This is a genomic window from Rhodococcus sp. OAS809 (assembly GCF_040546695.1).
GTDB classification, from domain to species: Bacteria; Actinomycetota; Actinomycetes; order Mycobacteriales; family Mycobacteriaceae; genus Rhodococcus_F; species Rhodococcus_F qingshengii.
In genome coordinates this window covers 288,701-302,035 of sequence record NZ_JBEPOI010000001.1, presented here as the reverse complement: position 1 = coordinate 302,035, position 13,335 = coordinate 288,701, and the positions used below count along the sequence as shown (strand labels likewise).

Genomic DNA, 13,335 nt, shown 5'->3' with positions numbered 1-13,335 from the left:
GCAGCGCACTGCAATCCCAACCCGACTGAATGTTTCGAAACACTTGCAGGTACTCAGCCATTCAAAATGTTCAGCGTGTGGAGTCGAGAAGTGCGTCTACGCCCGGTAGGACGGTGATCGAGGCGCCGTCCAGGTGCGGCTTGGGGGTAAGTGCATGGAGGGGAAGTTCGTTTCGAAGGTCTGACACTGCCGAAAGATGTTGCAATATCACACCTTCTCGCAGCGCCCATGGGCTCACATCCACCTCGTCGATATCGAGTGCGGACAGGGTCTCGTAGGCGACGATCGCTCCCGCCACGATCTGGTGCGCGCGCGATCTGGCAATTCCTTGCAGTTTGGAACGTCGTTCAGTCGTCATCGCAGCCAGTCGTGGCACCCACCCGTGTAGATCCTTGCGGGACAATGTTCTTCGTACGAACGGGCCCTTTCTTTGCGGTGGTGCTCCGGTCAGGCGCGCCAACTGCTTAAAAGTTTTCGATGTGCCTACAACTCTCTGAGGCTTTCCCTCCCACTACAAGCGGTCCGCTGTCTCGCGTAGTGACGCTCGCACATACCGTCGTAACTCCTTTACTTGTTTGTGAGATGGGGGATCGGCGTCGAAGAATGTCCGCGTGAGCCGCCCTGCCCCCAGCGGCAGCGAAACAGCCAACTCCGGGGCAGCATCGCGGCCGAGGGTGATCTCCATAGTCGTACCGCCTATGTCGAGATCCAGGAGTCGACCCGCGCACCACCCGTACCAGCGATGCACCGCGAAATACGTCAAGCGCGCTTCTTGCAGTCCGGTGAGGAACTGGGGTCGCAATCCGCATTCGGACGCTACCTTGTCAAGAATCTCCTCTCGATTCGCTGCATCTCGGATCGCGGCCGTCACAAACACGTAGATTTGATCGACCTCGTACCGATGCGCTGACTGCAACGACTGCGTCACGGCTCGACAGACTCGATCTATCCCGCCGGCATCCAGGAACTGACTGGCGTCGATCGACTCACCCAGCCCAGTGGCAGCTTTCAGTGCGTGCAAGGGAAGCGGGGGCGCACCGGCAGTCGCTTCCACGATCTGCAACTGCGCCGAATTGGACCCGACATCCAACACACCTAGCCGCATAGACAGCGGGTACCCCAGGGCCGAGAACTAAACACTCACTTGGATGCCACAAGCCGCAGACGTCGAAAAGCTTTGTCCACGTTGGGTGTCGAGGCAGCGACAGAAGCCGAGTTTGGAGTTCTGGTTCCTGGGTAGCTGAAATATCGGGAACCGAATCTGGCTTGCGACCAGGACCAGTCGGACCGGCCGTTCTCCGAGCAGGTACAGGAGCGCAAACACGTGATGTCTTACGAACGGGCGATCGATACGTCAACTTCACCTTCTGCTTCATTGACCATCGACGCGTCTCCGGAGCACCTCGGCGTACTCCGAGCCCTCGTGCGGACCGCTGCCGCACACTATCCACTTACCCTGGATGCTTTGACCGACCTTGTGCTCGCTGCAGATGAAGCTGCAAGCACTCTCGTCAATTACGCGGCCCCGAGAAGCACCCTGATGTGCACGTTCGCCGTCGACACTGACCATCAGCTGCGAATCGGCCTGACGGCCACTACCTTGCGACCCATCAGTAACAGTTCCTCATCATTCGGGCGCATCGTTCTCCGAACGCTGGTCGACAACGTGGCAATTGAACAGGTACCCACACCGATCGATGGAGAATGGCTGGTCACCATCATGCTGGGAAAGGCGGTGCAACCCGGTTGACGACGCCTCAAGCCAGAGAAAGCAAAGACTACGCACACGTCATCGGCTTGTTCGCGGAGATGGCTGCTCTGCCGGAGGACGCCCCAGAACGTGAGCGCCTCCGAGTGCATATTATCGAGTCGTGTCTGCCCATTGCAGAGAACATCGCCACCCGGTACCGAGGGCGCGGTCAAAGCCACGAAGACCTCGTTCAAGTTGCCAGTGTCGGCCTTGTCAACGCCGTAAATCGATTCGACTTGGACAAGGGTAGAGACTTTCTGTCGTTTGCCATCCCGACGATGATGGGGGAGGTCCGCAAGCACTTCCGCGATCGGGGGTGGGACGTTCGGATTCCACGCTCGATGCAGGAAAATTATCTCGCACTGCAGAAAGCGGGGGCTGCCCTCACCCAAAGTCTCGGCCGTGAGCCAACCGTTCCCGAGCTCGCTGCGCAGATCGACGTCGAACCCGGTGAGATTGCCGCAATCATCGCGGCCGGTGACTCGTACCACGCCGCTTCGCTCGATGCCGCCTTCTCTGCTGACGGGGCGTCCCTCGCAGACAGTCTGGGGGACTTCGACGCAGCCTTGGACGGCATCGACACTCACGAAACACTTCGGCCGGCACTTCTTGCGCTGCCGGAGCGGGAGAGGACCATTCTCGTCTACCGATTCTTCGGTCAACTGACCCAAACCGAAATAGCCGAAAAAGTCGGAATCTCCCAGATGCATGTATCGCGGTTGCTTGCTCAATCTCTCGAAACACTGCGAAAGGCTCTCGGAGGAAACATCTCTCGATGAGGAACTACGGCTCGGCCAAGCGAGTTCGCAGGAAGGATGCGACCTCGCGCCCGACATACTCGATGGCGACACTCACCTCAACGGCGCCGCAACTCACATCATGCATCACTCGTACGTGCCCTTCCGGCGAGAGCACATAATCTTCGTACACTTCTGACGCCGGACCTGTTCCCTCCGCGTCGACGATCCTGAAACCCGCAGCGGTCAAGAGTTTCCCAATGCGGGTCACCACTTCCTGGAAGGGCACGTCAGTGATGCCGTCGCCGCAAACAGCAGGACGAACCGTCACGGTTTCGACCGCAACTCCCTTCCGCGTTGGAGCGCTGAAAGTCATTCGGCAACTCCGGCAAGTCGAGCTGCACGGCGTCCGGGCTGATACGAAGTCTCGAACGGGAGGCTGTTGCGCTTTGTCGAATCACACTCGACGGGCAACTGTAGTCGGACTACCAAAGATCGATGGCGGTGGCTGATCATCATGACTCCTGCGTGGAAAGTTCTGCCGGAAACATTTGGCAGCTACCCGGTGGACATGAAAAGTACACATTCCACGGCCGAGAATTGCTCGTGTACTTCATCGTTCGCTGGGTAGTCCCCGAGAAGCGAGCTACGGAAGAAGGTGATCGAATGCCGAACGTCGCGGACGGGATCGTCAACCGACTCCTGGCATGGAAGGTGCCGCGGATATTCGGATACCCAGGGGACGGAATCAACCCGATCATGGCTGCGCTGAGCCGCGCCACCGACCGAATCGAGCTGGTGACAGCCAGACACGAGGAAATGGCAGCGTTCATGGCAGTTGGTCATGCCAAGTACACCGGGGAAGTCGGCGTCTGTCTTGCCACCCAGGGGCCCGGCGCCGTCCATCTCCTCAACGGGCTGTACGACGCAAAGCTCGATCGTAAACCGGTGGTTGCAATCGTCGGTCAGGTCGCATTGACGGCGCGGGGCAGCAGCTACCAGCAAGAGATCGATTTGCCGACACTGTTCAAAGACGTGTGTGCGCGGTACTCGCAAACCCTTTCCACCCCGGAGCAACTGGAAGCAGTGCTGGACAACGCCTTCCGCACAGCCATAGCGACCTCCAGCCCTACCTGCGTCATAGTTCCGCACGATGTGCAACAACACGAGATAGAAAACAAACCGCACAGCCACGGCATCGTCCCAAGCGCTCCCGTTGTGACTTTTCCGCGCGTGGTTCCCACCGCAGCGGACGTGACTCGGGCGGCCGCGCTACTGAACGGTGGCGAACGCATCGCGATGCTGGTCGGGCAAGGCGCACGCGGAGCGCGCGCCGAAATCGCCGAGGCAGCACAACTACTCAGCTCAGGAGTGACAACATCGCTATTGGGAAAGCCAGTCGTCGACGAGACTTCACCATGGTCATGCGGTGTTATGGGCCATCTGGGGACCACAGCCGCAGCGGATCTCATGAGCGAATGCGACACGCTCCTGATCGTCGGAAGTAACGATCCATGGACTGAGTTCTATCCTGCTCCAGGGCAAGCTCGTGCGGTCCAAATCGACATAGACGCTTGCAATGTGGGTTCCAAATACGATATCGAAGTACCGATTGTCGGCGATGCGGCGGAGTCTCTCCGTATGTTGCTACCGCTTCTTCGTCACCGCGAGAAGCAATGGAGCAACGACGTTGCAACCATGATCGAAAACTGGAGAGCGATTTCGAACGATCGCCTGTCTCGAGACCGGACACCGTTGAATCCGCAGGCTGTTGTGGGAACGCTTGCTTCGTGCATTCCGCGAGACGCTCTTGTGGCGGTCGATGTCGGATCGGTGGTGTACTGGTATGCCCGATTCCTCCCCCTACCCGCGGAAGTTCCCGCCCACCTGTCGAGCACACTCGCGTCCATGGGATCGGCGATGCCTTACGGTTTGGCCGCGAAGTTCGCCCATCCGCACCGCCCGGTCGTCGCGCTGGCCGGCGACGGGGCGATGCTCATGAGTGGAAATTCCGAGTTGATCACGCTGGCACGTCACTGGCGGGAGTGGGCGGACCCACGATTCGTTGTGCTCATACTCAACAATGGTGATCTGGCTGAAGTCAGTTGGGAGCAAAGGGAGATGGAAGGAGACACTCGTTTCAGTCAGTCCCAGGAAGTTCCGTCTTTCAACTTCGCCGAGTACGCCGATTTACTCGGCCTGGGCGGAATCCGTTTACACAAGCGCGAGGACACCGAATCTGTGTGGAGGACGGCGCTGGAGGCGGAAAGACCGGTCGTCATCGAAGCCATGGTCGATCCGAATACTCCTCTGCTTCCTCCTCGCGCTTCGCAGGACAAAGCTCGAACAATGAGAGAAGCGCTTCGCCGCGAAGGCGCCGACTATGCTGTAGACGAATTGGACAGGCAGCGATCCGGTGAAGAGGAAGCCGAGTCCTGAGGAGCTGCACGAGACAAGAGCCCTAGCCGCATGCAACGCGCAGCACCTGTCGAACGCCGTGCCCGTCTAAATGGTCGAGCCGTCCAGCCTGGCACTGAGCAGTTTCTTGCCTTCCTTGCCGCCCTTTCGACTTTCCGTCTGTGCTCGCCGGAAGAAGTCCGCAAGTTCGTCATCGCCGTCACGTTCCGCGTCTCGAATGTAGGTCTCCATTCGTAGCGCGTTACTCAAGATGCTTCGACGAACCAAATCAGGTTGTAGTCTTTGTCTTTCGTGCCGGTCACCGTACCGGTTTCTTCGGTCATCGGTCCTCCTTGATCGAAGTGGGGATTCAGGGGTGGGTGACTCCTGCCCGCAGGACACGTACCCACGCGGGACTGGGCCAAACGAATATCGACGTCGTGGAAATGGCGCAGGCGTGTGTCACATCGGATTGCCCGGGGTAGAAGTAGTCCAAGGCACGGTAGACCCATGCGACCCCAGTTCGGTATCGCCGCGCCTGAGGCTTCCTCCGGTTGAGAAAACAGCCGAGGAAGCCGCCTCGAAATTGGTCTCACGCCACCGGCGAAATGCGGAAGGAAAGTGAATGAGCATCGAAGATGGTCCCGGCGACACGCTGAATGTCAGCGAAAGCGTCGACGACGAGGAGGTACCAGAAAAAGACGGCGACGACGTCGTAGATCCACCCGAGACGTGGAGCGAAGCCGACAGATTCGGCACGACGCCTCGGGAAGTGCGAGAGGGCGAATCGTTGGATCAGAAACTCGCGGAAGAAGAACCGGATGTGCTCGAGGGTCGTTGAATTGCCGCATGGGTGAGTGCCTGTCGTCCGGGATTCGATCGCGTGATTGACGATCGCAAGATGCGGGTAGGTCCGCTCCACAATGAAGCTTCTGGCAACAAGACTGCGCCGCCCTGGAATTAACGCCAGGGCGAGAAGTCGGACATCGAAGGGGAAAGAGAGTCGTGAATCAAAAACCGAATAATCCCTCCGAAGAACCGTACGATCCGTCGGATGATCCCGATGCGGATCCCCGTAACGTGCAGTCCGTCACCCGACAACCAGATCAAGCGGAAGGGGAAGACTATGACGAAACGAGCTGATGTGCCGTCTCCTTCACACGCCAATCGTCGAATACGTAACCTTCTCACGCACCCTGCAGACAGGGACTAGGCGCAGAGATGCCAAATCTCCCTGCCCGTCGTGTGCAGGCACCGCCACAGCCATTCGACGTCACCAAACGCCTGTCCGACGAACTTGTCCAGTGCACCGGGGTAGACGGAGCCGGTGTCGCGGTGTTCGCATCGGCGTCCATGCGCGATCTCGTGTACGCGACCGATACCGTCTCTGAGGAATTGGACGAAATTCAATTCACCCTCGGCGAGGGGCCGTGTCTCGACGCGTTCCGCTTTCAACACAGCGAACTCCACGACGACATAGCCAGCGGAGAAGCACGGAATCGGTGGCCAATTTTTTCGAGCCAAGTCTTGGCTTTAGGGGCGGCGAGCGTTTACGCGTACCCCTTGACCATCGGGGGTGAGCCGTTCGGGGTTCTGGAAATGTACGGGCGCTCCCCGGTGTCCCTGGCTTCGACCGAGGACGCGACATGCCGGTTGTATGCAGAGTCGATCGGCCATGCAGTACTGGCGGAACTCGACCCTGCGTACGCATTGATTTCCGGGACTGATCTAAAGGTTTTCAGACGCGGGAATGTACATGTTGCTTCCGGAATGTTGGCTGCACGGCTCGGTGTTCCAGTGGAAGAAGCGTTGGTACGTTTGCGATCTGCTGCGTTCTCCCAGCATCGTCGGATCACCGCCGTTGCGCTCGAGATCGTCCGAGGAGAGCGCCTCGATCTCGACAGCAGTCGGCACACTGGCATCCGCGGCGATACATGAATATCCCTTGGTTTCCGTCCTTCTGGCGCGGGGTAGCAACACAGGATGGCCGAACAAGACCGGATCGCTGAACCCTGGGGGGATCGGACACCGTACCGAGCGGGAGATCAATGGCCGGCGCGTCCCGATATCTGCCTGGCCCCGGGCATCGAGGTAGACGATGTGGAGACTTGGGTGCAATCTGCATCTCTGCTACACAGCAACGGCGACGCCATGGATATTGCGGTTCGGGACGCTCGGATCGTCGGTGTGCGTGGTCGCGTCGACGACAGGGTGAACCATGGTCGGCTCGGGCCCAAGGATTTGTTCGGTTGGCAAGCCAATTCGTCGAGTGAGCGTTTGACTGCGCCGCTGGTCCGCGTCGATGGGGATCTCGTCGAAACGGACTGGGACACAGCGATGAATCTCATTGTCGACCGAAGTCGAGAACTCCTCGACGAGCACGGGCCCAGCGCTCTCGGTTTCTACACCAGTGGCCAGTTGTTCCTTGAGGAGTACTACACCCTCGCCGCAATCGCGCACGGCGGCATCGGAACCAACCACCTCGACGGCAACACCCGATTGTGCACCGCAACTGCAGCCGAGGCGTTGAAGGAGTCCTTCGCGAGCGACGGCCAACCGGGAAGCTATACGGACGTCGACCACGCCGATGTGATTGCCTTGTTCGGCCACAACGTTGCCGAGACACAGACCGTGCTGTGGTCGCGAGTACTCGACCGGTTGGCTGGCGAAGATCCACCGAAGATCGTGGTTGTCGATCCGCGCCCCACTCCCGTGGCCCAAGTTGCGACTGTTCATCTGGCGCCGCTGCTGGGAACAAACCTCGCGCTTATGAATGGTTTGCTGCACGAGATTATTGCGCAAGGCTGGGTCGATCATACGTACGTCGACGATCACTCGGTCGGTTACGACGACCTTGTCGCCTGCGTTTCGGAGTACACACTCGAGCGCGTCGCGAAACTCTGCGGTGTCTCCGAAGAGGATGTACGTCGAGCAGCGCAACTATTGGGCACCGCCGAGCGCCTACTGTCGACAGTGTTGCAAGGGTTCTACCAATCGCACCAGGCGACGGCAGCGGCAGTGCAAGTGAACAACATCCACATCATCCGCGGCATGCTCGGTCGCCCCGGATGCGGGCTGCTGCAGATGAACGGGCAGCCCACGGCTGAGAACACACGAGAATGTGGCGCCAACGGAGACCTGGCGGGGTTTCGGGAACTGGGCGAACGACGAGCACGTCGCAGAACTCGCCAAACTGTGGAACCTGGACGTCCGGCGGATGCAGCACGACGGACCGCCGACGCACGCGATGAAGATATTCGAACATGCGGAACAAGGCGCGATTCGCATGCTGTGGATCAGTGCGACCAATCCGGCTGTCTCCCTACCCGAGCTGCATCGGATCAGATCAATCCTGGCGCAGCAACGTCTTCTTCTTGTTGTACAGGACATTTTTCTCACTGAAACCGCCGAACTCGCCGACGTGGTTCTTCCCGCAGCGACCTGGGGCGAGAAGACGGGAACCTTTACCAATGCCGATCGGACCGTACACATTTCGGACAAAGCTGTCGAGGCGCCAGGTGCAGCGAGAGCCGACCTCGAAATTTTCCTCGACTACGCGCGGCGTATGGCTTTCCGCGACAAGGACGGCGATCCATTTCCGCCCTGGCACGATCCGGAGTCTGCCTTCGAAGCATGGAAAAAATGCAGCGCCGGACGCCCGTGCGACTACACCGCGCTCACATACGAGCGTCTGCGAGGGGGAAGCGGCATTCAATGGCCGTGCGATGACGAGCACGCCGACGGGACCGAGCGTTTGTACACCGACGGACAGTTCTTTGCCGCGCCCGCCTACTGCGAAAGTTACGGCAAGAATCTGGTCACCGGCGCGCCAGTCGATGCGCAGGAATACCGCACCCGTAACCCACACGGCAAAGCGATGATCAAAGCAGCACAGTACGTTCCACCTCGCGAACACGTAGACGACGAGTACCCATACGCGCTCATCACGGGCCGGACTTTATACCACTTTCACACGCGAACCAAGACTGCCCGCGTTCCGCAATTGCAAGCCGCCGCACCGCAGGTATGGGTCGAGGTCTCAGCGGGTGATGCGCTCCGCAATCGCATCGACGAAGGCGATCTCGTCGCGGTCATGTCACGGCGGGGCATCATCGAAGGACAAGCGCGTATCACCGGTATCCGCGAAGGGGTGATCTTCGTGCCGTTCCACTACGGATACTGGGACACTCCGCGTTCGGAATCGGGTCGCCACGTACATCGGCGCGCGGCAAACGAGATGACGGTCACCGATTGGGATCCCGCTTCCAAGCAGCCCATTTTCAAGACTGCCGCTTGCCGTATCCAACGACTCGGTCCTCCGCTCTAGGTCGTCGGTCAACCTCCATGCGGCCGTGATTTCCTAGCGCGTCTCCACCGTCCGAGGCTCACTCCAACTCGGCGTGATCCAGGGCTCCCGGTCCGGCAAACCGAGGCAGAATCGCGCTGTTGGTGGAGTGGTTACAAACTCGAAGACGACAGCCCCGAAAGTTTGTGTCCGGCGGCCGAAGCGAGGAGTTACGCACAGTGGCGCGCTGCGGTCGGCGAGAATGCGTTGTGCAGACTCGCCGTCGCGAGCACTGACCGCGTGCGACGTCAGAAAATCCATCCGAATCTTGGAATCGGCGATCCGTCCCTCATCGGTCAGTTCTCGTTCGGCAACGAGATCGATATCGTCGTTCGACAGCGAATGATTGGTGTGCAGCACCATCCGCGAATCTGGCAGGGTACTGTCTCGAACCTTCGAGGCTGAACACTCCACACCGTGGAAACCCCGCGCGTCCGCCACCGCATAGTGCTGCCCGCTCGCGTGAGAGACGCGGCGTAAGAAGTCGACGGCACGATCGCGCGAAACCTGCGCAAGCGCCCCTCGGATGACCGTCGCCACAGGTAATCCGACCTCGTTGTGGCGCAACATGCCAAGCGCGTTGACGCAAACACCGACGCCCGCATCGTTGACGCCGGTCAGTCCGATCATTCCCGCCGAGCTCAGCACGAGCGCGTTGGGGCCATACTCCGGACTGACGTGCAGTATTACCTGCGATTCAGTCATGAAATCCGGCAGGTCCATGTTTTGGGCGAGGAACACGCCACCTTCGCCGACCTGCCCGAGAACACTGCAGCCGAGCTCGAGGTGCTCGCGGTGTATCCACCACTGTTGATCCATAAAGTTGTACGCAAGGACTTCGGGCAAGGGGACGGCGGCGGCCTCCGCGATCCCCCGCATCTCCTCGGCCAAATCCGGCACCGAGGCTTCGACGGTCGCCAACAGTCCGTTCGCGGTGAGGTGCTCCCGGCTGTGAGCGCTTGTACCTTCCCGCCATCGCGCGAGCGCAGCGTGGATCATCTCGCGTGCTTGCTCACCGTGGGCGCGCCCACGTGCCCGTCCGTTTCCCGCGCACTCGATGACCGTCATCGGATGGACTCCTCTCGACGCGAACCTCCCTGTAAAACAGACTGACAGAGAATGTTTCGTGGTGAAAGGCCTCACGGTCAACGTCCACAACTTCGAGGCGGTGGTGACAGTTGTTCAAGACGCGACGTCAACGGGTAGGCCTTGTACATGGACCAGTCGCAGGCACCTATTCTGGACGGGTTGCAGGAGTACCACCGACTCGACCGATACGGATTTTCCCCACCGGGACACCGGCAGGGTCGCGGTGCAGACCGTCGGGTCATTCGGGTACTGGGTCCCGACGTATTCCGTTCCGACGTACTGGCTTCCGGTGGTCTGGACGACCGCAAGTCCCGCCACGGGTACTTGTCCAAAGCCGAACAGTTGATGGCCGAGGCAGTGAGGGCAGAGCGTGCCTTTTTCTCGACCTGCGGTAGTTCGCTGTCGGTCAAAAGCGGCGATGCTGGCCGTGGCAGGAAATGATCCGGGAGGGCTGCTCGTCTCCCGTGATTCACACAAATCCATCGTCGCCGGCCTGATCTTCAGCGGGGTGACGCCTCGCTGGATCACACCACGATGGGACGAAGACATGCACTTCTCCCACCCGCCGTCGCCGGACGAGGTACTTGCGATGTGGAAGAAACACCCCGATGCGGCCGGTGCGTTGATCGTCAGCCCCAGCCCGTACGGGACGTGTGCGGATATCGAGGCCATCGCGAACGTGTGCCATGAGCGAGGTAAGCCACTCATCGTGGACGAGGCGTGGGGTGCGCATCTGCCCTTCCACGAGGACCTTCCGACATGGGCTATGGATGCCGGCGCCGATGTCTGTGTGGTCAGTGTCCACAAGATGGGGGCGGGGTTCGAACAAGGATCCGTCTATCACCTCCAGGGGGATCTCGTCGACGAATCTCACCTGTCGCAATGCGCAGATCTGCTGACGACAACAAGTCCAAACGTGATGTTGTACGCGGCCATCGACGGTTGGCGCAGACAGATGGTCGAACAAGGAAGGGATCTACTCGGCCGAGCTCTGACCCTCGCCCAACGCACCAGGGAACGGATCGCCGACATCGATGGCCTGAATGTGCTCGAAGGGCGACTGCTCGGAGAGGAAGCGTCACATGATCTGGACCGGCTGCAAATTCTTGTCGACGTCAGCGAGCTCGGGATATCCGGATTCCAGTGCACAGACTGGGTGCGCGAGCACTGTCACCTCGACCTGGGTATGCATGATCACCGACGCGTCATGGCCACGATGTCTATGGCCGACGACGAGAGCACTGCGGACCGACTCATCGCGTCCCTGTCGTCGATCGCACGTGTTGCGGGCGAGTTCGATCCGCCGCCGAAAATGTTCTTGCCAAACCCCGGCGAGTTGCAACTCGAGTCCGTGATGTCGCCGCGTGATGCCTTCTTCGGGCCCACTGAGATGATAGAGGCACGAAGAACGGATGGGCGTATTGCCGCCGAACAGCTGACGCCGTATCCGCCCGGTATTCCCGCCGTCGTGCCGGGAGAACGGCTCGGCCGGTCCGTAATCGACTACCTGCGAACGGGAGTCGACGCGGGGATGGAGATACCCGACGCCGCCGATGGTTCCCTCCGACACATCCGGGTGGTCCGAGAAGCCTGATTCGCCAGGCGATCTCGTTCGACATTCGTCAACATCCGCGACCCTACATCAATGGCGAGGACCTTCACCTTTTGTCGCAATTTATCGGTTTTTGAGGGTATGGTCGGTGTATCGGTGAAGCCAGCGCCGCCACTTTCGAGTGTGCGCAGGACCTGATTCCTGCGGGACAGGACGGTCATGACCCTTTCCGAAGATTCAGCTTCCGATACGTCGTTAGTAGATATCACTGCGGAGCGCCCGTACCACTCCGATGAGATTGCCGAGGCGCTGGAGCGTTTCGGTGCGCTACTGCGGACGTCGATGGATTTGTCGACGCTGTTGCAAGCAGTGTCTGCTCAGATTGTTGCGACGATTCCAGGTGCAGACATGGCTGGTGTGACGACATTGTCTGCGGATTCCGGCCAGCCGGAGACAGTGGCGTGCACCGACGAGCGAGCATTGGACGTTGATATCGATCAGTACCGCGCTCACGAGGGCCCGTGTTTGGAGTCTGCCCGCACTCGTCAAGTGGTGCGAGTGAGGGTAGAGGATGCGGCGCTGCGATGGCCGCAGTTCGCGGCGAATATTGCGGGGATGGGCGTGGCGAGTTTCCTGTCGGCTCCGTTGACAATCGACGAGCGTCATGTAGGTGCGCTGAATTTGTACGGTTTCGGTGATCACGGTTTCACGGAGATCGACGAGGTGTTGTTGCAGGTCTTTGTGGCCGCGGTCGAGGGCGCGGTGTGGAATGCGCGTCGGGCTGAGCAGTGGCGGTCCGAAGTCGACGGGCTCCGAGCGGCGATGAAGACGCGAGCCACGATCGATCAGGCGAAGGGGATGTTGATGGCGCTGCACGGGATTAGTGAGGATCGGGCATTCGAGGTTCTTGTGCAACAGTCCCAGCAGCGGAACATCCGGGTGGCCGTGCTCGCAGCAGAGGTCGTGAAATCGCTGACCACGCAGTGATCGGTGGGACATCGCCCTCCGGAGCGCGATGGAGCCGGCCCGCGACATGAGAGTGGCGATAATTCGCCCCGGCCGGTCTTGCCGGGCGACCTCCGCTTGATTCCCTCCCACGCGTGAAAGGGCCAGTCGGGGAGGCGTTGCTTCCGTCGACGAACTCAGCCAGTGCTGGGGATCATCGGAACCATTCGTCAGTCGGGCGCCCTGTCACCGGTGTCGATGGGTGGGCTGTCCTTGCGGTCGGCACGATTGCCCGGGACACCCTCCTGATGACGCTCCGCGGCCACCTGTTCCTCGAGATTGTCGACGAGTTCGCTGAGATCCTGGTCAATCGCTGCCTTCTCCGCAGGGGTCGAGCCGTCGTGCTGCTCGGATCGACTCGACGATGGGCGGAATGGGTCCTTCTTCGACTCGGACATCGAGGTTCCCCTTTCGTTGCGCACGCGGTGGTGCACTAACGGTTGACAGTGCGTGTAGAAGA

At 60.1% G+C, this 13,335-nt stretch carries 8 protein-coding genes and 5 pseudogenes; 8 read left to right on the top strand and 5 right to left on the bottom strand.

Annotated features, from left to right (window positions below; all coding sequences use genetic code 11):
- Positions 1–70: 70 nt before the first annotated feature.
- A pseudogene (locus ABIE52_RS01430) lies at positions 71–1,105 on the bottom strand (Ppx/GppA phosphatase family protein).
- A gap of 222 nt (positions 1,106–1,327) precedes the next feature.
- Between ABIE52_RS01430 and ABIE52_RS01425 the strand changes: the two are divergent.
- A complete protein-coding gene (locus tag ABIE52_RS01425; protein ID WP_192713045.1) occupies positions 1,328–1,750 on the top strand; it encodes an ATP-binding protein in 423 nt (140 codons plus the stop codon).
- The gene (locus ABIE52_RS01420; protein ID WP_080910730.1) at positions 1,705–2,529 is read left to right on the top strand and encodes a SigB/SigF/SigG family RNA polymerase sigma factor; all 825 of its coding nucleotides are present in this window, start codon (positions 1,705–1,707) and stop codon (positions 2,527–2,529) included. The genes ABIE52_RS01425 and ABIE52_RS01420 overlap by 46 nt, the downstream gene beginning before the upstream one ends.
- A gap of 4 nt (positions 2,530–2,533) precedes the next feature.
- Here the strand turns inward: ABIE52_RS01420 and ABIE52_RS01415 are convergent, their stop codons facing one another.
- Entirely contained in the window at positions 2,534–2,863 is a 330-nt protein-coding gene (locus tag ABIE52_RS01415) for a hypothetical protein (protein ID WP_192713046.1), read from the bottom strand.
- A 290-nt stretch (positions 2,864–3,153) separates the two neighbouring features.
- Between ABIE52_RS01415 and ABIE52_RS01410 the strand changes: the two genes are divergently transcribed.
- The gene (locus ABIE52_RS01410) at positions 3,154–4,926 is read left to right on the top strand and encodes a thiamine pyrophosphate-requiring protein (protein ID WP_192713182.1); all 1,773 of its coding nucleotides are present in this window, start codon (positions 3,154–3,156) and stop codon (positions 4,924–4,926) included.
- A gap of 66 nt (positions 4,927–4,992) precedes the next feature.
- Here ABIE52_RS01410 and ABIE52_RS01405 read toward each other — a convergent pair.
- Positions 4,993–5,228: pseudogene (locus ABIE52_RS01405) on the bottom strand (hypothetical protein).
- Between the two features lie 281 nt (positions 5,229–5,509).
- Here ABIE52_RS01405 and ABIE52_RS01400 point away from each other — a divergent pair.
- The 3 genes and pseudogenes from ABIE52_RS01400 to ABIE52_RS01390 form a co-directional block, all read left to right on the top strand.
- Positions 5,510–5,710, top strand: a pseudogene (locus ABIE52_RS01400) (hypothetical protein); the annotation flags it as partial.
- Between the two features lie 395 nt (positions 5,711–6,105).
- The gene (locus ABIE52_RS01395) at positions 6,106–6,822 is read left to right on the top strand and encodes a GAF and ANTAR domain-containing protein (protein WP_192713048.1); all 717 of its coding nucleotides are present in this window, start codon (positions 6,106–6,108) and stop codon (positions 6,820–6,822) included.
- 45 nt (positions 6,823–6,867) lie between these two features.
- Positions 6,868–9,211: pseudogene (locus ABIE52_RS01390) on the top strand (molybdopterin oxidoreductase family protein).
- Positions 9,212–9,244: 33 nt separating this feature from the next.
- Here ABIE52_RS01390 and ABIE52_RS01385 read toward each other — a convergent pair.
- Positions 9,245–10,297 carry a C45 family autoproteolytic acyltransferase/hydrolase gene (locus ABIE52_RS01385; RefSeq protein WP_192713050.1) on the bottom strand — a complete coding sequence of 351 codons (1,053 nt, stop codon included), beginning with the start codon at positions 10,295–10,297 and terminating at the stop codon, positions 9,245–9,247.
- Positions 10,298–10,444: 147 nt separating this feature from the next.
- On the opposite strand from ABIE52_RS01385, the pseudogene ABIE52_RS01380 reads away from it, so the two are divergent.
- Together ABIE52_RS01380 and ABIE52_RS01375 are read left to right on the top strand one after the other, a co-directional pair.
- Positions 10,445–11,912: pseudogene (locus tag ABIE52_RS01380) on the top strand (aminotransferase class I/II-fold pyridoxal phosphate-dependent enzyme).
- A 177-nt stretch (positions 11,913–12,089) separates the two neighbouring features.
- Positions 12,090–12,857: an ANTAR domain-containing protein gene (locus ABIE52_RS01375; protein WP_192713051.1), complete on the top strand. Its 768-nt coding sequence runs from the start codon at positions 12,090–12,092 to the stop codon at positions 12,855–12,857.
- A 188-nt stretch (positions 12,858–13,045) separates the two neighbouring features.
- Here the strand turns inward: ABIE52_RS01375 and ABIE52_RS01370 are convergent, their stop codons facing one another.
- On the bottom strand, positions 13,046–13,273 hold the full coding sequence (locus tag ABIE52_RS01370; RefSeq protein ID WP_080910738.1) for a hypothetical protein: 228 nt from the start codon (positions 13,271–13,273) through the stop codon (positions 13,046–13,048).
- Positions 13,274–13,335 lie beyond the last annotated feature (62 nt).